Source organism: Candidatus Pantoea rara (assembly GCF_051136265.1).
Taxonomy (GTDB): domain Bacteria; phylum Pseudomonadota; class Gammaproteobacteria; order Enterobacterales; family Enterobacteriaceae; genus Pantoea; species Pantoea rara.
In genome coordinates, this window is the sequence record NZ_CP194942.1 from 992375 (window position 1) to 1011990 (window position 19616).

Genomic DNA, 19616 nt, shown 5'->3' on the forward strand with positions numbered 1-19616 from the left:
TAAGCGTAGTCACTTTTTGGCAGGTGATCGCTCACAGACTCGCACTCTGTACCATCAAAGGTATTCCAGGCCATTCCCTGGCCCTGGGTCAAAAACCCTTACGTCCGGCAGTAGCGCTGAGCCGGGACGTTTTCAAAAGGGGGGCAAATTTAATAATATCGCGAGGAAAAATAACCGAAGTGAATAGCTTTGTTACTAACCATAACAAACCTAACCATTTGTGACCAGACCATTGCACTGTCCGGCCAGACTTCAGTTGATTTTTTCCGGCTCAAAGCGCGATCCGTTTGCCCAGATCAGCAGATTAATCAGCGTCAGCAGCGCGCCAGCACCACACACGCCATACCAGCCCCACAGATGGTAAGCGGTAGCGGAGAGTAACGAGCCAGCCGCACCGCCCATAAAGTAGCTGGTCATGTAACCGGCATTAAGACGATTACGTGCCTCCGGCATCTGCGCATAGATCACGCTTTGATTCGTGATATGGACGGCCTGAACCGCCAGATCCAGTAGCAGAATGCCGACGATCAGCGGTACCAGCTGCTCAGCACCCCACGCAATAGCAGCCCACGACAGCAGCATGAGCAGCAGGCCCAATCGGGTCGTCAGCTTCGCTTTACCCATGTCAGCCAGCGAACCCGCCTGACGTGCAGCCAGTGCACCTGCGGCACCGACCAGCCCCAGCAAGCCAATCTCGCCTTCTGAGAAGTGATAGGGCGCGCCAGAGAGAAGAAACGCCATTGAGGTCCACAGCAGACTGAAATTGGCAAATGAGAGGCAGCCAGTCCAGGCGCGGGTGCGTATCACCCGATTGCCTGCATAAAGACGAAAGATAGAGGCCAGCAGTTGCGGATAGCTCATAGGCAGGGACTGTTTCACGCGTGGCAGCGATCGCCACAGCGCCAGTGCCATAACCATCATCAGCAGGCTGGCGGTCCAGTAAACCGTGCGCCAGCCGCCAAGCTGCGCCAGACCGCCTGCCACGGTGCGTGCCAGCAGAATCCCCAGCAGCAAGCCGCTCATGACCGTACCGACGATTTTACCGCGCCGCTCCGGCTCAGCCAGCGTGGCGGCCAGCGGCACCAGGATTTGTGCGGCGACCGAGAACAAACCGGTCATCACCGTGCCCAGCAGTAAAAAAGCAAAGGAGTGCGAAAGGGCGATAATCACCATGCCCGCAGCAGCCAGCAGGATCATCGTCACAATCAGGCTGCGTCGTTCAAAGCGATCACCCAGCGGCACCAGCAACAACAGACCGCAGGCGTAGCCGAGTTGCGCCGTGGTGACAATAAACCCGGCGAGGCTCACAGAGAGATCAAACTGTTGGGCGATGGTATTGAGCAGTGGCTGAACGTAGTAGTTACTGGCTACGCAGAGGCCGGTTGCTACCGACATCAGGACCACTAAAGCAGGCGTCAGACCCTGGCGAGTCGCATTCATAAACAGCATCGGTCGCTAATAATCATTTGAGGTTAATAATAACTCAAAAAACTATTTCACACGTATGTTTATTAACAGGCCATACCAGTTATAACAACAGTTTAAACAACGGTAGAGGAGGTGTGCCCTAAGAGGATTGTGACAACTAACGGTCAGGGGCTTAACGTCTCACAGACAACGCAGAGGTTTAAAGCGACGGGAGCATCTTTGTCAGCTTTGGCAGGTCATCCTGACAATCAGAATGACCTGCCCGACCATCAGAAATTCCAGTCTTCGTCTTCGGTTTCGACCGCTTTTCCCATCACATAGGAGGAGCCTGAACCGGAGAAGAAGTCGTGGTTTTCGTCGGCGTTGGGCGACAGCGCCGACAGAATGGCCGGATTCACCGCCGTCAGCTCCGCCGGGAACAGCGCCTCGTAGCCCAGATTCATCAGCGCTTTATTGGCGTTGTAGTGCAGGAAGGTTTTCACCTCTTCCACCCAGCCAACGTCGGCATAGAGCGCTTCGGTGTAAGCCACTTCGTTCTCATACAGCGCCAGCAGCAGATCATAGGCAAACTGCTGCAGCTCTTCGCGACGCAGATCGTCAGTGGTCGCCAGCGCCTGCTGATATTTGTAGCCGATGTAGTAACCGTGCACCGCTTCATCGCGAATAATCAGCCGAATCAGATCTGCGGTGTTGGTCAGCTTGCCCCGGCTCGACCAGTACATTGGCAGCCAGAAGCCGGAATAGAACAGAAACGACTCCAGGAAGACGCTGACGATCTTCTTCTTCAGCGGATCATCGGCACGGTAATGTTCCAGGATAATGCGCGCCTTGTTCTGCAGCGGCGCATTCTCTTCGCTCCACTGATAGGCGGCATCCACATCCTGCGTGTTACACAGTGTAGAGAAGATCGAACTGTAAGAACGGGCATGCACCGCTTCCATAAAGCTGATATTCGACAACACCGCCTCTTCGTGCGGGGTAATGGCATCGTCCATCAGCCCCGGCGCGCCGATCACATTCTGGATGGTGTCGAGCAGCGTCAGGCCGGTGAAGACACGGATAGTCAGCTGCTGCTGCTGTTTATCCAGCGTCTGCCAGCCGGGCAGATCGTTAGAAAGCGGCACCTTCTCCGGCAGCCAGAAGTTGCTGGTGAGACGGTTCCACACCTCAAGATCTTTATCATCCTGAATGCGGTTCCAGTTAATAGCCTGAATTTGTTTAAGTTTCATCATTTTCATCACAGGGAGCAAGAGACGCAGCCCTGAACCTCCGTGCCCTGAAGCGCCATCTGACGCAGTCGAATGTAATAGAGCGTTTTGATGCCTTTTTTCCACGCGTAAATCTGCGCTTTATTGATGTCACGGGTTGTGACGTCATCGCGGAAGAACAGCGTCAGCGACAGGCCCTGATCGACGTGCTGAGTTGCTTCTGCGTAGGTATCAATAATCGCTTCCGGCCCAATCTGATACGCATCCTGATAGAGAGGGAGATTCTCATTGGTCATAAACGGCGCGGGATAGTAGACGCGGCCGGTTTTGCCCTCTTTGCGGATCTCAATAGGGGAGACAATCGGATGAATGCTGGAGGTCGCATGGTTAATATAGGAGATCGAACCGGTCGGCGGGATCGCCTGCAGATTCTGATTAAACAGCCCGTGCTGCATCACCGCATCACGCAGCGACCGCCAGTCCGACTGCGTCGGCAGCGTCAGTCCGGCATCGGCAAACAGCGTCGCAACGCGTTCAGTGCGCGGCAGCCATTCCCGCTGCAGATATTTATCGAAGTAGACGCCGCTGGCGTACTGCGAATCCGCAAAGCCGTCGAAGGTCTGCTGATGCTCCTGCGCCAGCTGATTTGAGGTGCGCAGCGCATAGTAAGTAATGCAATAGAAGTAGAGATTGGTGAAATCCAGCGCTTCCGGCGAACCGTAGGCGATGCCTTCACGCGCCAGATAGCCATGCAGATTCATCTGACCCAGACCAATGGCATGCGAACGGCGATTGCCTTCGGCGACGGAAGGCACGGAGCCAATCTCGCTCATCATCGATACCGCCGTCAGCGCGCGCACCGCTACCTCCACGGTGCGGGCCAGATCGCGTGAATCCATGGCGTGCGCAATATTCAGTGAGCCGAGATTACAGGAGATATCTTTGCCGACCCGGCGATAGCTCAGGTCATCATGGAACTCACTGGCGCTGTTCACCTGCAGAATCTCAGAGCAGAGGTTACTCATGTTGATGCGACCGGCAATCGGGTTGCTGCGGTTCACGCTGTCCTCATACATGATGTAGGGATAGCCCGACTCAAACTGAATCTCGGCCAGCGTCTGGAAGAAGTCGCGTGGCTGAATATACGTTTTACGGATGCGATCATCCGCCAGCATCTCGTCATACTTCTCGCTGATGCTGATATCGCCAAAGGCCTGGCCATAAATCCGCTCAACGTCATAAGGCGAGAACAGCGCCATCGGTTTGTTCTCTTTGGCCAGCTGGAAGGTGATATCGGGTATCACCACACCCAGCGACAGGGTTTTGATGCGGATCTTCTCGTCGGCATTTTCGCGTTTGGTATCAAGAAAGCGAAAAATATCGGGATGGTGCGCATTGAGCCACACCGCGCCAGCACCCTGACGTGCGCCAAGCTGATTCGCATAGGAGAAGGCATCTTCCAGCATCTTCATCACCGGGATAACGCCCGACGACTGATTTTCAATACGCTTAATCGGCGCACCAGACTCCCGGAGGTTCGACAGCAAAAAGGCGACGCCGCCGCCGCGTTTTGATAACTGCAGTGCCGAGTTCACGGCGCGACCAATCGACTCCATATTGTCTTCGATGCGCAGCAGGAAGCAGGAGACCAGCTCACCGCGCTGCTGTTTGCCGCAGTTCAGAAAGGTCGGCGTGGCGGGCTGGAAACGGCCGCTGAGGATCTCTTCGAGCAGTGCCCGTGCGAGTGTTTCATCACCCTGAGCCAGCGTCAGTGCTACCATGCAGGCGCGCTGTTCGAAGGTTTCCAGATAGCGTTTGCCGTCAAAGGTCTTCAGGGTGTAGCTGGTGTAGTACTTCCAGGCACCCAGAAAGGTTTTGAACTCAAATCCCCGGTTCTCCGCTTCCTCATGCAGCTCAAGCAGAAAATCAAAGTCGTACTGATTCAGTATGTCTGCTTCGTAATAGCTCTCTGCGACCAGATAGCGTAAACGCTCGGCGCTGCTGGAGAAGGGGACGGTATTGGGTTGCACATGCTGCAGATAAAACTGACGTGTCGCTTCGCGATCCTTGTCGAACTGGATGCGGCCCTCGGCGTCATAGAGGTTGAGCATGGCATTAAGGGCGTGATAATCGAGTGTCACGCCGTTGAGGGTATCTGTTGTTGCCAAAATTGGGTTACTCCCGCTTTAACTTTCGCAATATCGTCAGGCGTTCCCATCAGCTCGAAGCGGTAGAGACAAGGAACCTGACATTTTTTTGCAATGATGCTGCCCGCCAGGCAGTAACCGGCACCGAAGTTACGGTTGCCCGCCGCGATCACGCCACGAATACCGCACCGGTTCGCCTCATCATTAAGAAACTGAATCACCTGACCGGGCACGGCACCGCGACTGCTGCCACCGCCATAACTGGGCACCACCAGAATATAGGGCTGGTCGATATGGAGTTGCTGTCGGGCATCAAGCGGGATGCGCCGGGCGGGCAGGCCGAGGCGCGTCACAAACCGGTGGGTGTTTTCCGACTGGCTGGAAAAATAGACCAGCGGGAACATACGCTTAGCCTCCGACGGCAGAAAGGGAGCGCAGAGTGGCGATCTTGTCCGGGCGGAAGCCGCTCCAGTGATCGTTATCTGCCATTACTACCGGCACCTGGCGGTAACCCAGTGATTTCAGGCTGTCGATCGCGTCCGGCTGGCTGTCGAGATTGATCAACTCATAAGCGAGACCCTGACGGTCCATCGCATTTTTGGTCGCCGTGCACTGGACACAGTTATTTTTAGTGTAAATAATAATGCGCATGATTCGTATTTCCCTCTGTGTGCGGTTCTGATGCCCGGAAACAAAGCAGACGCGGCAGGTTGCGGGCTTCATTGTGGCGAACATCGGGTGTCGTGATGATGAGGTAAATACTAGATGTGGTGGTTTTTCAGGTCAAGCCCACCATATATAGGGCTTTAAGATTTGTATTTGCGCAACACAGGCAAAGCCAGTAGCAATGCGCTCTGCAGCCTGAAAAAAAATTTTGAAAATATTGCGATCAGAAAAAGGGCAAAAAAAAGCCCCGCACGGGGCAGGGCTCAGGGGATTATTTTTGGGGCTTAGCGGCGTGAAGCCAGCAGCACGCCCACGACGATACCGAATGCGGCACCGATACCTACACCGTGCCATGGCTTGTCATGGACATAGGTATCAACCTGCGCAGAGGCATCACGCGCAACCTGTGACACACGGTTGCTGCCGCCATTCAGTCTTGAACGGGTCTGTTTCAGCAGCTTTTCTGCCTGACTGCGGGCGGAGTCTACTTCGTCTTTGGCGTCACTGCCGTAAGATTTCAACAGCGCTTCCAGTGAATCGGCCAGTTCGTTAACGTCCTGATTGATATCAATGTCATCGTTTTTTACAGTGCGATTAAACATTTTTTAGCTCCCTTTGAATTAAAAACGTAATACTAGTGTAGACGACCTTTTGATAAACGAGACGCGGGAGTGTTCTTTAGGGAAAATTCCGAATGCCCACTCTGTCATGCTGATGTAAGGTTGCGAAGCTTTTGAAAGAGGAGAGGATCGAGCATGTATTTACGACCGGATGAGGTAGCGCGCGTACTGGAAAAAGCGGGTTTCGAAGTCGATGAAATTACCCCACGGGCCTATGGCTATCGCCGTGGAGAGAACTACGTTTATGTGAATCGTGAAGCGCGCATGGGGCGCATGGCTTTAGTCATTCACCCGACACTGAAAGAGAAGAGCCAGCCGTTCGCTGAACCTGCTTCAGAAATGAAGACCTGCGATCACTACACCCAATTCCCTCTCTACCTGGCGGGTGATTCACAGGAACACTACGGCATCCCGCACGGATTCAGTTCCCGCATGGCGCTGGAACGCTATATTCAAAGCGTTTTCGGCTAACGCATCAGGCCCCGCCGCGACGGGGCACTGAACAGCCTGACCGTCCTCCCTGTTTCCCCTGCCATTGCAATTACTGGCTGTGACGCGTATAAAATTGTCCACTATAGATGTTTAGACGTCCATACGGATAAAAGTGATGAGCGAACAGCCAACTCCCTCGCAGGAACAATTTAAACGCACCATGAAAGTGCGCCATCTGGTGATGTTATCGCTGGGCGGCGTAATCGGCACCGGCCTGTTTTTTAACACTGGCTATATCATTTCAACTACCGGGGCGGCAGGAACGCTGCTTGCCTATCTGATTGGCGCGCTGGTGGTCTGGCTGGTAATGGTCTGTCTGGGCGAACTCTCCGTGGCGATGCCGGAAACCGGCGCATTCCACGTTTACGCCGCGCGTTATCTCAGCCCGGCAACCGGCTATACCGTGGCCTGGCTCTACTGGCTCACCTGGACAGTGGCCCTGGGTTCCAGCCTGACGGCGGCGGGCTTCTGCATGCAGTACTGGTTCCCGCAGATTCCGGTGTGGATCTGGTGCCTGGTCTTCTGCTGCGCCATCTATCTGCTGAACGTCATCTCAACCCGCTTCTTCGCCGAAGGGGAGTTCTGGTTCTCGCTGATTAAGGTGGTCACGATTGTCGCCTTTATCGTGCTGGGCGGCGCAGCGATGTTTGGCTTTATCCCGATGAAAGATGGCACGCCCGCGCCGGGCCTGAGCAATCTTACCGCGCACGGCTGGCTGCCCAATGGCGTACTGCCGATTCTGATGACGATGGTGGCGGTGAACTTCGCCTTTTCCGGCACCGAGCTGATCGGGATTGCGGCCGGTGAAACCCAGCAGCCGGAGAAAGTGCTGCCGCTGGCGATCCGCACCACTGTGGCAAGGCTGATCATCTTCTTCATCGGCACGGTATTTGTACTGGCAGCGCTGATTCCCATGGATCAGGCGGGCATCGTGAAAAGCCCGTTTGTGCTGGTATTTGAAAAGATTGGCATCCCCTATGCCGCTGACATTATTAATTTTGTAATCCTGACCGCTATCCTGTCAGCAGCCAACTCCGGCCTTTATGCGTCAGGACGTATGCTCTGGTCGCTGGCCAATGAAAATACGCTGCCGCGCGCCTTTGCCCGGGTAAATAAGCGCGGCATACCGCTGCTGGCGATCACTGTCAGCATGGCGGGCGGCTTGCTGGCGCTGGTCTCCAGCGTGGTCGCGCCAGACACAGTGTTTGTGGCGCTGTCGGCTATCTCCGGTTTTGCAGTAGTTGCGGTCTGGCTCAGTATCTGCGCCTCACATTTCGTTTTCCGTCGCCGACATCTTCAGCAGGGCAAATCGCTGGCCGAGCTGGGCTACCGTGCGCCACTCTATCCGCTGACGCCGATCCTGGGTTTTCTGCTCTGCCTGCTGGCCTGTGTCGGTCTGGCGTTTGATCCGACCCAGCGTATCGCGCTGTGGTGTGGCATCCCGTTTGTGCTGTTCTGCTACGCCGCTTACCATCTGACCCACAAATCATCCCCGAAGCCTGAGGAGGCCAATGATGTCGCATAACCCTGTCGCGCAGGCTTTAACAGAGTCACCATTGCTGATTCTGGATGGCGCGCTGGCCACCGAACTGGAAGCCCGCGGCTGCCATCTGGCCGATGCGCTCTGGTCAGCAAAGGTGCTGATGGAAAATCCTGAGCTGATCTATCAGGTTCATTATGACTATTTTGTCGCTGGCGCACGTTGTGCCATTACCGCCAGCTACCAGGCGACGCCGCAGGGCTTTGCCACGCGTGGTCTCGATGAGGCACAGTCACTGGCGTTGATCGCCCAGAGCGTCGAGCTGGCGCGACGCGCCCGTCACGACTATCTGGCGGTGCGGCCCGACGCGAAAACGCTGCTGGTGGCGGGTTCGGTGGGTCCGTACGGCGCTTTCCTGGCAGATGGTTCGGAATATCGCGGCGACTATGCGTTACCGGAAGCGGAGATGATGGCGTTTCACCGCCCGCGCGTGCAGGCGCTGCTGGCGGCGGGAGCCGATCTGCTGGCCTGCGAAACCCTGCCTTCCTTTGCGGAAGCGCAGGCACTGGTGAAACTGCTGGCAGAATTCCCTGAAGGCCGCGCCTGGTTTACGTTTACCCTGCGCGACGCTGAACACATCAGCGACGGCACGCCGCTGTCAGAGGTGGTGAGCTGGCTGAATCAGCAGCCACAGGTGGTAGCGCTGGGGATCAACTGCGTGGCACTTGAGAGCGTGACGCCTGCGCTGCAACAGTTGCAGAAGCTGACCGACAAGCCGCTGGTGGCCTATCCCAACTCCGGCGAGCAGTACGATGCCGGCAGCAAAACCTGGCATTCCGCGCCGTCGGGCTGCACGCTGCATGACAAGCTGGATGAGTGGCAGCAGGCGGGCGCGAAGCTCATTGGCGGCTGCTGTCGCACCTCACCCAACGACATCGCGGCTATCGCCCGCGCTTGTCAACCGCAATAAGCTGGCTGAATCGGGCGATGATAGCCCGATTGAGTCTGAGAGGGCGGTCTACACTCTGATCATTGATCACTCTGTGGACCCCTTCATGAAACAGCGAATTCTGGCTCTGGCCGCCGCGCTGCTGCTTAGCGGCTGCGCCACCATTGTCGGCACTGAAACCCAAATGGTGCGCATCGACTCTCTGCCGCAGGGAGCGCGCTTCACCGTGCAGGATGAGCGTGGCTACGCGGTTGCGCAGGGTTTCACGCCGCAGACCGTTGAGCTGGCAAAATCTACCGGCCGCTACTTCGGCAAAAAGCACTATCTGCTGATGCTGGAAAGTCCGGGCTATGTGCCAGTCACAGTGCCAATCGAGGCACGCGCTAACCTCTGGTATCTGCTGGGCAACATTCCGCTGGGTGGATTCCCTGGCTGGCTGCTGGTCGATCCTTTCTATGGCGGCATGTACGACCTCAAGCCGGAACATCCACGTCCCTTCATGAACCCGGTTGGCGCGCGCGGCTGATTACTGCGCGGTCGGCTTCACCATTCCGCCTGGCGTTTTATGGCGTTCCAGATACTGATGCTGGAAAATGCACATGCGGATGGTGTTGCGGTACTCCCCGTTAATGAAAAACTCATGTTTAAGCACGCCTTCAATCTCGAAGCCGAGCTTGGTGTAGATGTGGATCGCTTTTTCGTTCTCCTGATCGACAATCAGGTAGAGCTTATAGAGATTCAGCACCGAAAAGCCGTAATCCATCGCCAGCTTAGCCGCCTGCGTCGCCAGCCCTTTGCCCTGATGCGCCGGATCGATAATGATCTGAAACTCGGCGCGGCGGTGCACATGGTTAATCTCGACCAGTTCCACTAATCCTGCTTTCTGCCCGCTGTGCTCCACCACAAAGCGGCGTTCGGTCTGATCGTGAATGTGCTTGTTGTAGAGATCGGACAGCTCGACAAAGGCCTCATACGGCTCCTCAAACCAGTAGCGCATCACGCTGGCGTTGTTATCCAGCTGATGGACAAAGTGCAGATCTTCCCGCTCCAGCGGACGCAGTTTTACCGTCATAGCCTTTTCCTCTCATGAAATAGTGGTCGCGATTATACCGCATCAGCCTGCCGCTGCGTTTTGCGCCGCTGGATACTTTGCTGGATTAAGTGAATAGGGTGCCGTTGTGGCAGGAGAGGGGAGAGGTTAACAGCGGGCATAGAGGAGCGTTAAGACAGGCGAGAGAAAACTGCAGTGCCGGACGGCAGATTAACGCCGCCCGGACTGGCTTCAGGCAGAGAGCTGTTCGATGATGCGACCCTGCGCCATGCGCACGGCACGATCACACATGTGATCGATAACATCGGGATCGTGGCTGACCAGCACCATCGTCAGCCCATCCTGCTGTTTCAGATCGTTAAGCAGATTCAGGATCTCCGCCTGCACGGACATATCCAGCGCTGACGTCGGCTCATCCAGCAGCAGGATTTTCGGCTGCAGCAGCAGGGCGCGCACGATAGCGACGCGCTGACGCTGACCGCCAGAGAGCTGATGCGGATAGCGATCCGCCAGTGCGGGATCGAGTCCGACGTGACGGAAGCCCTGATCGATACGATCGTTGATGTTGTCGCGTTTCAGCAGCTTCAGCGGCTCCGACAGCGTACGACGCAAACGGTGACGCGGATGCAGCGAGGCATAGGGATCCTGGAACACCATCTGCACTTCCTGACGCAGCGCGCCGGTGAAGGCTTTGCCCGGCTGAACCTCATGACCGGCAAGCTGCATCTGGCCCTGCCAGTGTGGGTTCAGACCCGCCAGCACCCACAACAGAGACGACTTGCCGCAGCCCGACGGACCCACCAGACCAAAACACTCGCCAGCGTTAACGTCCAGGTTGACCTCATGCACCACCGTGCGCAGGTCATAACCCTGTTTGTGGGCGACGCTGAGATTGTGTAACTCAATCATAATTGGCCTCCAGCGCAGCGCGATCCAGTACCGGTAATGTCTGTCCATGAGTCGCTTTGCCCGGACGGCAGGCCCACAGCGTGCGGGTATAAGGATGGGTCGCGTGGGGCAGTTCGGCTGCGGGCAGCGTATCCAGCAACCGGCCTTTGTACATCACCATCACCCGCTCACAATGTTCTGAGACCTGCTGCAAATCGTGGCTGATCAGCAGCAACCCCATATTGCGCGCTTCCACCAGACCGCGGATCAGTGCCAGCACCTGATCGCGCATGGCATGATCCAGCGCGGAGGTAGGTTCATCGGCGATCAGGAAGTCAGGATCGGTGATTAGCGCGATCGCCAGCATCACACGCTGGCCCATGCCGCCAGAGAGCTGATGCGGATACTGTTGCATCAGACGACGCGGATCGGGCAGGCCGACCGCATCCAGCATGTCACACACTTTCTCTTTACGTTCGGCACGACTCAGGCGGCGATGCAGGATCAGCGGCTCTTCCACCTGCCAGCCAATGGTGCGCGTCGGGTTAAGGGCATATTTCGGGTCCTGCATCACCATCGCCACGCGGTTACCGCGCAGCTGGTTCCAGTGACGCTCACTCAGCGTCAGTGCATTCTCACCGGCCACCTGAAGCTGGCTGGCCTGCAGATGCAGCGCGGGCGAGAGCAGTCCCATCAGGCTGCGGGCAGTCAGTGACTTGCCGGATCCGGATTCACCGACCAGCGCCACACGCTCGCGGCCCACGGAAAAGCTAATGTTATCGACCAGCAGCGCTTCATCACTGCGAATGGTCAGCCCTTCGGCAAGGAGCAGATTATTTTGCATGACGGGTATCCAGTCGGTCGCGCAGGCCATCGCCTGTCAGGTTAAAGGCCAGGCTGGCAAACAGAATAGCCGCGCCCGGTGCAGCAGCAACCCACCACTGATCGAAGATGACTTTACTGCCTTCGGCGACCATTGAGCCCCATTCTGCCGTTGGCGGCTGAACGCCCATGCCGAGGAAACCGAGTCCGGCCGCAGCCAGGATAATCCCGCCCAGGCTTAGCGCAGCGCGCACAACCGCAGTCGGCATGCAAAGCGGCAGAATATGACCGAACATCAGGCGAAAACCGGTAATCCCCTGCATCCGCGCGGCAGCAAGATAGTCGCTACGGCGCAGCGCCAGGGTTTCAGCGCGGGCCTGGCGGGCAAACGGCGGCCAGCTGGTCAGTGCCAGTGCCAGCGCACCGTTCATCAGGCCAGGGCCGAGAATCGCCACCAGCGCCAGCGCGATCACCAGGTTCGGCAGCGACAGGAAGATATCGGTAATGCGCATCAGCAGGCGTTCGGTCCAGCCGCCGACATAACCGGCGGTGATGCCAATCAGCAGTCCGGCCGGAATGGTCAGCACCAGGATCAGCGACACCAGCAGCAGAGTCGGGCGCGCACCGTAAATGACGCGTGACAGCAGATCGCGGCCAAAGCCATCGGTGCCGAACCAGTGCTGCGCTGACGGTGCCAGAAGGCGACTCGACATGGTCTGCACATTTGGGTCGAACGGCGCAATCAGCGGCGCCAGCAGCGCCATCAGGATAAGAATCGCGACCAGCGTCAGGCCAACGGTTAACGAGGTAACGCGTTGACGGCGACGGCGTGGTCGCAGCGTTTCGAGTTCAGAGAGTTGTTGCGTCATCGGGTTCTCGGATCGGTTAACCAGGTTAAGACATCCGCCAGGGTATTAATCAGAATAAAGCAGCCGCCGATCAACAGGGTTGAGCCCAGAATCGCCGGCACATCGCCGGAGAACAGCGCATTGGTCATATAGCGACCCACACCCGGCCAGGCGAAGACGGTTTCGGTCAGCACCGAGCCTTCCAGTAGGGTTGCGTAGGAGAGGGCAATCACCGTGACCAGCGTGCCCAGCACGTTGGGGAAAATATGGCGCAGCAGGATGCGTACCCGACCCGCGCCTTTGGCACGCGCCAGCACCACATACTCTTTGCTACTCTCTTCCAGCAGCGCAGCACGCAGCAGGCGGGTAATGCCCGCCATCGCCAGCAGGCCGAGGATCACTACCGGCAGCCAGAGGTGTGCAATCGCGTTGCGGAACATCTCCGGTTCGCCCGACAGCCAGCTGTCAATCAGCACAAAACCGGTCTTCGGCTCCAGGGTATAGACCCAGATATCATCAAGCCGTCCCGGTCCGGCGGACCAGTGCAGCACCGCATAAAACAGCAGCAGGCCCAGCAGGCCGAGCCAGAACACCGGCACCGAGTAGCCCAGCAGCGAGATAAAGCGGGCAAGGTTATCGATCCAGCTGCCCGGTTTCCACGCCGCAAGCAGCGCCAGCGAAACGCCGAACACCACCGCGAAGATCATCGCGCAGGTTGCCAGTTCAATGGTGGCGGGGAAGGTGGTCATCAGGTCGCCGCTCACCGACTGATTAGTCAGGCGGGAGACACCCAAATCGCCGTGCGCCAGATGTTCGACGTAGCGCCAGAACTGCATCAGCACCGGCTCATCAAGACCCAAATCATGACGCACCTGCGCATAGGTTGCTTCACTGGCGTGATCGCCGGCGATCTGCTGTACCGGATCGATCGGCGAGAGATGCGACAGCATAAAGGTGAAGGCGAGCAGGCCAAGCAGCGTGACCAGCAGCGATAACACGCTACCGATCAGCCGTCCGCCACGCTGCCAAAAAAGCCGGGCGAACCCGGCTGAAGGTACAGACTGTGCCATTACTTAGTGACCTGCGAGTAATACACCATGTCAGGGTTGATACCCTGCACATAGCCTTTCAGGTTGTCGCGCAGGGCGATCAGGTTCTTCGCCTGCATCCCAATCACGTAAGGTGAGTTCTTCATGACTTCACGCTGCATCGCTTCATACAGCGCGATGCGCTTCTTCGGATCACTTTCCGCAGTCGCCGCAATCACCTGCTTGTTCAGCTCCGGAGTGTGCCAGTCTGAACGGTAAGCGATGGTTTTGCTGCCATCTTCCGGGTTATAAGCAAACGAGGCGGCATTGGTGTTCGGATCGAAATAGTCAGAGCCCCAGGCGTTCAGTGTCGCTTCATATTTATGTGCTTTCACGTTGGTGGACACCTCTGAGCTCAGGCCCGGCACCACTTCCACTTTCACACCCGCTTTGGCGAAGCTGCCCTGCAGCGCCTGCGCGATATCCAGATAAGGCGGCTGGTTGCTGGTAGAAAGCTTGAACGTCACGTTGCTCAGGCCCGCTTTCTTCAGAATCGCTTTGGCTTTTTCCGGATCGTAGCTGTATGGCGTGTCGTTGATCGCGCCCAGGAAGCCCTTCGGCAGGAAACTCTGATGCACGTCGAACTGACCTTTCAGCAGCTCGTTAGCGATGCCTTTGTAATCCCACAGATAGCGTGCCGCTTCCCAGAAGGCTGGATTCTTCATCGTCTCGTTCGCGCCGATGTTGAACTGGATGTAGTAGAGGGACGCCATTGGAATCGCTTCCGTCTTCACGCCTTTCTTGCCGTTGAGCGCGGCGATCTGATCGGCACCCAGGTTACGGGCGATATCGGCATCGCCCTGTTCCAGCAGCAGACGACGCGCAGCCGGTTCCGGTACGTTTTTGATCAGGATATTCTTCATCTTCGGCGCGCCCGCCGGTGAGGTCGGGTTAGCGCTGAGCAGCACGACCTGATGCATCACCACTTTACGGATCTGATACGGACCGCTGCCCGCAGAGTGGGTTGCCAGCCAGGCGTTACCAAAATCGCCGTTCTTCTCGTTCGCCATCGCGGTTTTTTCATCGATGATGGAAGAAACCGGGGCAGAGAGCAGGCTCAGCACATAGGTCGGACTGACGTTAGCGGTCCAGCTGATCTGCACGTGATTGTCGTCGACTTTCTTCAGGAAGCCATCGACGTTATCTTTGGTCCAGCCAAGCTGCGTCAGGATGAAAGAGGGATCGAGGTTCAGCTTCACCACGCGGCCCAGCGAGAAGATCACATCTTCCGGACGCAGCGGGTTGCCGGTGGAGAATTTCGCATCTTTGCGCAGTTCAAAGGTCAGGCTGCGGTTGTCGCTGCCGGGCTGCCATGAGGTCGCCAGAGTAGGTTTCAGATCCACCGGATTCTGCGGATCAGACTGCACCAGACGCTGATAGATGTTTGTAAAAGCCTGAACGCTGGTCAGTTCAAACCCTTTGGCCGGGTCGAAGCTGTCGGCATCGTCAGTAGATTGTGCAATCACCAGGGTATCTTTCGGTGTTGCGGCCTGTGCTGTGAAGGCGGCAGCCAGCGTCAGCGCCAGCAGTGATGGAATTATAGTTTTCATGAAATTTCCTTGCCTCTAAAAAGTTACGCGAGTTTACGAAAGGGCCGATGCGAAGAATAGTCGAATATGGGCTAATCATATGCCAAAAGGTTATAAGGGTTAGCTGGTGGTTATAAGAAGATCGCTACAGTGTTAACGAAACGGCAATCTGAGCAGAAACAAATCCTCAACGAAAGCATTATTCAGGGCATTATTGCTTTACCGAAGCCCGCCTCTCTTTATAATGGCGGCAGATAACTTCAGGAGAATTCAGTTGGACAGTGATACGAGATTAACGTTAATTCTGGCAAGCTGAATTTCCTATGCTGCTTGCCACCCGGCGAGCAGCGATCCCCGCTTTAATTAACGATCGCGCTCCTTATTTTTAATCCTGCCATCCACAGGAGTGCGCGTTATGCTGCTGTTTGTATTCGCTCTTTTTCCTCCACCCCGACTGGCGTAGCTCAGTCTACGCCCGATTGCCGATCTCAGACTTTCAACACGCTGCGTTTAACCGACGTCGGCTAACCCTGTGTGCGTCGTTATTTTATGCGCAGGCGGAATAACGTGATTATTCCTGAAGGTCGCTGAATTAAATAACCCGGTCACGCCAGGTTTTATCTATGCACCTTATTTTGCGTGCAGAACGACTATTGCTTTAAATCAGGGAGATGTCGAAATGAGCGACATGAAACTGGAACAGGTTGCGATCAATTCAAGTGGCAACCGCGTTGATAAAAAAAGTAAAAAAATGTTTGCTGTGGCACAGCAGGCAGGCCAGCACATTGAGATCACGCTGAACAACCTGCGCAGCCATCGTCAGGGGCTGACTCAGGCGGAAGCGGCGAAACGACTGGCTTTATATGGCCGCAATGAAGTGGCTCATGAGAAAGCACCACCAGCGCTGATTCAGCTGCTGATGGCATTTAATAACCCGTTTATTTACGTACTACTGGTCCTGGCGCTGGTGAGTTTTGTGACTGACTTCTGGCTGCCGCTGCGCGCCGGTCAGGAAACCGATCTTTCCGGGGTGATCATCATCTGCACCATGGTGATGCTGAGCGGGCTGTTGCGCTTCTGGCAGGAGTTTCGTACCAACCGGGCGGCGCAGGCGCTGAAGTCACTGGTTCGCAGCCAGGTCACCGTGCTGCGGCGTGAGGCAGACAGCGAAACCGCGCAGCGCCAGGATGTGGATATGCGTGAACTGGTGCCGGGCGATATCATTCTGCTCAGCACCGGCGACCAGGTGCCAGCCGATGTTCGCCTGCTGAGTTCACGTAACCTGTTTATCAGTGAAGCCGTGCTGACCGGCGAGTCGCTGCCCGTTGAGAAACACAGCAGTGATGTGGGTATCGATGGCGAAGGCCAGACCGCTCAAGAGCTGCTGGCGTCACCGAATCTCTGCCTGATGGGCACCAGCGTGGCCAGCGGCACAGCCAGTGCAGTGGTGGTGGCGACCGGCGGCGAAACCTGGTTTGGCTCGCTGGCTTCATCACTGACCGGCAGCCGTCCGCAGACCGCGTTTGATCGCGGTGTCAACAGCGTCAGTAAGCTGCTGATCCGCTTCATGCTGGTGATGGTGCCAGTAGTGCTGCTGATTAACGGCTTCACCAAAGGCGACTGGATGGATGCCACGCTGTTTGCCCTGGCGGTTGCGGTCGGGCTGACGCCGGAAATGTTGCCGATGATTGTCAGCGCCAACCTGGCCAAAGGCGCGGTTGCGATGTCTCGTCGCAAAGTGATCGTCAAAAAGCTCAACGCCATTCAGAACCTCGGCGCGATGGATGTGCTCTGCACGGATAAAACCGGCACGCTGACCCAGGACACCATACTGCTGTCCCATCATCTGGACGCGCAGGGCAATGACGATGCAGAGGTGCTGCTGCTGGCATGGCTTAACAGCGGCAGCCAGAGTGGCGTGAAAAACCTGATGGACCGCGCTGTGCTCAGCGTGGGCGATAAAATCATTTCCCAGTCTCAGCGCAGCCAGTTTCAGCTGGTCGATGAACTGCCGTTCGATTTTACCCGCCGCCGGGTGTCGGTGCTGGTGGAGAATCTGGCTCAGCATCGTTCACAGCTGATCTGCAAAGGCGCAGTGGAAGAGATGCTGGCGGTGAGCACTGCCGTGCGGAAGGGCGATGCGGTAGTTGCACTGGATGCGGCGCAGCGTGCGGCGCTGCTGGCGCAGACTGAACACTATCATCAGCAGGGCTATCGTGTGCTGCTGGTGGCGACACGGGATGGCGAGCTGCGCGCGCCGCTCAGCGACAGTGATGAGCGCGATCTGGTTATCCAGGGCATGCTGACCTTCCGCGATCCGCCGAAAGCCAGTGCAGGTAAGGCGATTAAAGCTCTGCGCGACAGCGGCGTCACGGTGAAAGTGCTGACCGGCGACAATCCGCTGGTCACGCTGCGGGTCTGTGCCGATGTCGGGCTGACCGATCCGGCCATGCTGACCGGCGATCAGATTGAGGCGATGAATGACGATGAACTGGCGCTGGAAGCGGAGCGTTGCACCCTGTTTGCTCAGCTGACACCGCTGCAGAAATCACGTCTGGTGCGGTTGATGCAGCAGAACGGTCACACCGTCGGATTCCTTGGCGATGGCATCAATGACGCGCCCGCACTGCGGGCGGCCGACACCGGGATTTCCGTGGACAGCGCGGCAGATGTGGCGAAAGCCTCATCGGACATTATCCTGCTGGAGAAAGATCTGCAGGTGCTGAATGAGGGTGTACTCAAAGGACGTGAGACCTTTGGCAACATCATCAAGTATCTCAACATGACCGCCAGCTCGAACTTCGGCAACGTTTTCTCGCTGCTGGTGGCCAGTGCCTTTATTCCGTTTCTGCCGATGCTGTCGATTCATCTGCTGATTCAGAACCTGATGTATGACGTCTCACAGCTGGCGCTGCCGTGGGACAAGGTTGACCGTGAGTTTCTGAATAAGCCGCGTAAATGGGATGCTGGCAACATCAAACGCTTCATGCTGTGGATGGGGCCGACGTCGTCAATTTTTGACATCACAACGTTTGCGCTGATGTGGTTCGTATTCGGTGCTAATCATGCTGGCGTGCAGTCGCTGTTCCAGTCCGGCTGGTTTATTGAGGGGCTGCTGTCTCAGACGCTGGTGGTACATATGCTGCGTACCCGGAAGATTCCGTTTATCCAGAGTCGCGCCACCTTACCGGTGATGCTGACCACGCTAGCCGTGATGGTGCTGGGCATTCTGATTCCGTTCTCACCGCTGGGCGCGATGGTCGGTCTGGTGCCACTGCCATGGCAATACTTCCCGTGGCTGGTGCTGACGCTGTTCAGCTACTGCCTGGTCGCGCAGGGCATGAAACGTTTCTACATCCGCCGTTTTGGTCAGTGGTTCTAGGGAGGCGAAGATGAAAAAAAACAGGCTCGATAAGGTATTTGTCGGCGTGATGATCATCGGCTTAACTCTGATTGCGCTGACGGTCATCGTGCGGTGAGGGCGTTGTGATAGTGCGATAGTAAAAAGGCAGCGAGTCTACTCGCTGCCTTTTTATTTACTCTTCGTCGCGCTCACGGCTGGCGCGCTGACGCTCGTAATATTCATCTTCTGCGGTGATGATCTCATCCATCAGAGAATCCATATCCACCACACGCTCTTCTTCCACGAACTCGCCGGTAAGCGGCGTTTCGGGGGTCAGCTTGCCATCTTCATACAGAAGCCAGATCTCTTTGGCATAGCGCGTCTTCAGAAGCTGCGGAGCGAACTGGCCGTAGTAGGAGGTAATGTTGTCTACGTCGCGCTCAAACATCGACTCGGCATGGTTATTGGCTGCGGCATCAACCGCCTGTGGCAGGTCGATGATCACGGGTCCCTGATCATCCAGCAGCACATTGAACTCTGATAAGTCGCCATGCACGATACCGGCACAGAGCATGCGCACGATGTTGCGAATCATGGTGTGGAAATCGGTGACCGCCTCCTCTTCAGACAAAGAGACATCGCTGAGACGTGGCGCAACTGAGCCATTGGCGTCGGTCACCAGCTCCATCAGCAATACACCGTCTATGCAGAGATAAGGCTGGGGCACGCGAACACCGGCGTTAGCCAGGCGGAACAGGGCATCGACTTCGGCGGTCTGCCAGGACTCTTCCTGCTGCTTGCGGCCGAACTTCGTACCTTTCTGCATCGCGCGGGCGTTACGGCTGTTACGGGTTTTACGTCCTTCCTGATACTGCACCGCCTGCTTGAAGCTACGCTGGGTCGCTTCTTTATAGACTTTGGCGCACTGCACTTTGCCGCCGCATAGCACGGTATAGACGTCTGCTTCTTTGCCGCTTTTCAGCCGCTGCAGGACATCGTCAATCAGGCCGTCATCGACCAGTGGCTGGATTCTGTTTGGGATTTTCATGCGGCTTTA

19 protein-coding genes are annotated in these 19616 nt (G+C 56.7%); 6 read left to right on the forward strand and 13 right to left on the reverse strand.

The genetic code is table 11. The annotated features are described in order from the left end of the window. Positions 1-252: 252 nt before the first annotated feature. The 6 genes from ACR8BF_RS04870 to ACR8BF_RS04895 all read right to left on the reverse strand — a co-directional run bounded on the left by ACR8BF_RS04870 (position 253) and on the right by ACR8BF_RS04895 (position 6051). On the reverse strand, positions 253-1440 hold the full coding sequence (locus ACR8BF_RS04870) for an MFS transporter (protein WP_292991204.1): 1188 nt from the start codon (positions 1438-1440) through the stop codon (positions 253-255). A 257-nt stretch (positions 1441-1697) separates the two neighbouring features. After that, positions 1698-2657, reverse strand: a complete 960-nt coding sequence (gene nrdF, locus ACR8BF_RS04875; RefSeq protein ID WP_434745917.1) for a class 1b ribonucleoside-diphosphate reductase subunit beta — start codon at positions 2655-2657, stop codon at positions 1698-1700. Positions 2658-2665: 8 nt separating this feature from the next. After that, positions 2666-4804: a class 1b ribonucleoside-diphosphate reductase subunit alpha gene (gene nrdE / locus ACR8BF_RS04880; RefSeq protein WP_434745643.1), complete on the reverse strand. Its 2139-nt coding sequence runs from the start codon at positions 4802-4804 to the stop codon at positions 2666-2668. Beyond that, positions 4774-5187, reverse strand: coding sequence for a class Ib ribonucleoside-diphosphate reductase assembly flavoprotein NrdI (nrdI, locus tag ACR8BF_RS04885; RefSeq protein WP_179894984.1), 414 nt, complete (start codon positions 5185-5187; stop codon positions 4774-4776). Before nrdI ends, nrdE begins: the two co-directional genes overlap by 31 nt. Positions 5188-5191: 4 nt before the next feature. Continuing rightward, positions 5192-5434 carry a redoxin NrdH gene (locus ACR8BF_RS04890; protein ID WP_434745644.1) on the reverse strand — a complete coding sequence of 81 codons (243 nt, stop codon included), beginning with the start codon at positions 5432-5434 and terminating at the stop codon, positions 5192-5194. Between the two features lie 299 nt (positions 5435-5733). Continuing rightward, positions 5734-6051 (reverse strand): DUF883 family protein, encoded by a 318-nt coding sequence (locus ACR8BF_RS04895; protein WP_010257764.1) that lies wholly within the window; start codon positions 6049-6051, stop codon positions 5734-5736. Positions 6052-6204: 153 nt separating this feature from the next. On the opposite strand from ACR8BF_RS04895, the gene ACR8BF_RS04900 reads away from it, so the two are divergent. From ACR8BF_RS04900 to ACR8BF_RS04915, 4 genes are all read left to right on the forward strand, one after another. Further along, a complete protein-coding gene (locus tag ACR8BF_RS04900; RefSeq protein ID WP_003850360.1) occupies positions 6205-6540 on the forward strand; it encodes a DUF2002 family protein in 336 nt (111 codons plus the stop codon). Positions 6541-6676: 136 nt separating this feature from the next. Next, positions 6677-8086, forward strand: a complete 1410-nt coding sequence (mmuP, locus tag ACR8BF_RS04905) for an S-methylmethionine permease (protein WP_179894986.1) — start codon at positions 6677-6679, stop codon at positions 8084-8086. Next, complete coding sequence (mmuM, locus tag ACR8BF_RS04910; protein WP_179896994.1) at positions 8076-9011, forward strand: homocysteine S-methyltransferase; 936 nt, start codon at positions 8076-8078, stop codon at positions 9009-9011. The genes mmuP and mmuM overlap by 11 nt, the downstream gene beginning before the upstream one ends. Positions 9012-9096: 85 nt before the next feature. Further along, a complete protein-coding gene (locus ACR8BF_RS04915; RefSeq protein WP_003850357.1) occupies positions 9097-9516 on the forward strand; it encodes a hypothetical protein in 420 nt (139 codons plus the stop codon). Here ACR8BF_RS04915 and speG read toward each other — a convergent pair whose 3' ends face one another. The 6 genes from speG to ACR8BF_RS04945 all read right to left on the reverse strand — a co-directional run bounded on the left by speG (position 9517) and on the right by ACR8BF_RS04945 (position 15237). Further along, positions 9517-10062, reverse strand: coding sequence for a spermidine N1-acetyltransferase (speG, locus tag ACR8BF_RS04920; protein WP_003850356.1), 546 nt, complete (start codon positions 10060-10062; stop codon positions 9517-9519). A 210-nt stretch (positions 10063-10272) separates the two neighbouring features. Then, positions 10273-10950 carry an ABC transporter ATP-binding protein gene (locus ACR8BF_RS04925; protein ID WP_179894987.1) on the reverse strand — a complete coding sequence of 226 codons (678 nt, stop codon included), beginning with the start codon at positions 10948-10950 and terminating at the stop codon, positions 10273-10275. Beyond that, positions 10943-11773, reverse strand: a complete 831-nt coding sequence (locus ACR8BF_RS04930; RefSeq protein ID WP_314985645.1) for an ABC transporter ATP-binding protein — start codon at positions 11771-11773, stop codon at positions 10943-10945. Before ACR8BF_RS04930 ends, ACR8BF_RS04925 begins: the two co-directional genes overlap by 8 nt. Further along, positions 11763-12620 carry an ABC transporter permease gene (locus ACR8BF_RS04935; protein WP_010257750.1) on the reverse strand — a complete coding sequence of 286 codons (858 nt, stop codon included), beginning with the start codon at positions 12618-12620 and terminating at the stop codon, positions 11763-11765. The genes ACR8BF_RS04930 and ACR8BF_RS04935 overlap by 11 nt, the downstream gene beginning before the upstream one ends. Next, positions 12617-13669, reverse strand: a complete 1053-nt coding sequence (locus ACR8BF_RS04940; RefSeq protein WP_179894989.1) for an ABC transporter permease — start codon at positions 13667-13669, stop codon at positions 12617-12619. The genes ACR8BF_RS04935 and ACR8BF_RS04940 overlap by 4 nt, the downstream gene beginning before the upstream one ends. Then, entirely contained in the window at positions 13669-15237 is a 1569-nt protein-coding gene (locus tag ACR8BF_RS04945; protein WP_179894990.1) for an ABC transporter substrate-binding protein, read from the reverse strand. The genes ACR8BF_RS04940 and ACR8BF_RS04945 overlap by 1 nt, the downstream gene beginning before the upstream one ends. A gap of 658 nt (positions 15238-15895) precedes the next feature. Here ACR8BF_RS04945 and mgtA point away from each other — a divergent pair. Next, positions 15896-18598, forward strand: coding sequence for a magnesium-translocating P-type ATPase (gene mgtA / locus ACR8BF_RS04950; protein WP_292991281.1), 2703 nt, complete (start codon positions 15896-15898; stop codon positions 18596-18598). Positions 18599-18608: 10 nt separating this feature from the next. Then, positions 18609-18695, forward strand: coding sequence for a magnesium transporter protection protein MgtU (gene mgtU / locus ACR8BF_RS04955; RefSeq protein ID WP_370463438.1), 87 nt, complete (start codon positions 18609-18611; stop codon positions 18693-18695). A 57-nt stretch (positions 18696-18752) separates the two neighbouring features. Here mgtU and ACR8BF_RS04960 read toward each other — a convergent pair whose 3' ends face one another. Next, a complete protein-coding gene (locus tag ACR8BF_RS04960; protein WP_179894992.1) occupies positions 18753-19607 on the reverse strand; it encodes a PA4780 family RIO1-like protein kinase in 855 nt (284 codons plus the stop codon). Positions 19608-19616: the final 9 nt, after the last annotated feature.

What these genes read in the sequence shown, in the direction of transcription:
- ACR8BF_RS04925 (WP_179894987.1), bottom strand. Translation starts at nt 10,950, where the DNA reads ATGATTGAGTTACACAATCTCAGCGTCGCCCACAAACAGGGTTATGAC.
- ACR8BF_RS04940 (WP_179894989.1), bottom strand. Translation starts at nt 13,669, where the DNA reads ATGGCACAGTCTGTACCTTCAGCCGGGTTCGCCCGGCTTTTTTGGCAG.
- mgtA (WP_292991281.1), top strand. Translation starts at nt 15,896, where the DNA reads ATGAGCGACATGAAACTGGAACAGGTTGCGATCAATTCAAGTGGCAAC.
- mgtU (WP_370463438.1), top strand. Translation starts at nt 18,609, where the DNA reads ATGAAAAAAAACAGGCTCGATAAGGTATTTGTCGGCGTGATGATCATC.
- ACR8BF_RS04945 (WP_179894990.1), bottom strand. Translation starts at nt 15,237, where the DNA reads ATGAAAACTATAATTCCATCACTGCTGGCGCTGACGCTGGCTGCCGCC.
- mmuP (WP_179894986.1), top strand. Translation starts at nt 6,677, where the DNA reads ATGAGCGAACAGCCAACTCCCTCGCAGGAACAATTTAAACGCACCATG.
- ACR8BF_RS04935 (WP_010257750.1), bottom strand. Translation starts at nt 12,620, where the DNA reads ATGACGCAACAACTCTCTGAACTCGAAACGCTGCGACCACGCCGTCGC.
- ACR8BF_RS04890 (WP_434745644.1), bottom strand. Translation starts at nt 5,434, where the DNA reads ATGCGCATTATTATTTACACTAAAAATAACTGTGTCCAGTGCACGGCG.
- ACR8BF_RS04870 (WP_292991204.1), bottom strand. Translation starts at nt 1,440, where the DNA reads ATGAATGCGACTCGCCAGGGTCTGACGCCTGCTTTAGTGGTCCTGATG.
- ACR8BF_RS04895 (WP_010257764.1), bottom strand. Translation starts at nt 6,051, where the DNA reads ATGTTTAATCGCACTGTAAAAAACGATGACATTGATATCAATCAGGAC.
- ACR8BF_RS04900 (WP_003850360.1), top strand. Translation starts at nt 6,205, where the DNA reads ATGTATTTACGACCGGATGAGGTAGCGCGCGTACTGGAAAAAGCGGGT.
- nrdI (WP_179894984.1), bottom strand. Translation starts at nt 5,187, where the DNA reads ATGTTCCCGCTGGTCTATTTTTCCAGCCAGTCGGAAAACACCCACCGG.
- speG (WP_003850356.1), bottom strand. Translation starts at nt 10,062, where the DNA reads ATGACGGTAAAACTGCGTCCGCTGGAGCGGGAAGATCTGCACTTTGTC.
- nrdF (WP_434745917.1), bottom strand. Translation starts at nt 2,657, where the DNA reads ATGAAACTTAAACAAATTCAGGCTATTAACTGGAACCGCATTCAGGAT.
- mmuM (WP_179896994.1), top strand. Translation starts at nt 8,076, where the DNA reads ATGTCGCATAACCCTGTCGCGCAGGCTTTAACAGAGTCACCATTGCTG.
- ACR8BF_RS04930 (WP_314985645.1), bottom strand. Translation starts at nt 11,773, where the DNA reads ATGCAAAATAATCTGCTCCTTGCCGAAGGGCTGACCATTCGCAGTGAT.
- ACR8BF_RS04915 (WP_003850357.1), top strand. Translation starts at nt 9,097, where the DNA reads ATGAAACAGCGAATTCTGGCTCTGGCCGCCGCGCTGCTGCTTAGCGGC.
- ACR8BF_RS04960 (WP_179894992.1), bottom strand. Translation starts at nt 19,607, where the DNA reads ATGAAAATCCCAAACAGAATCCAGCCACTGGTCGATGACGGCCTGATT.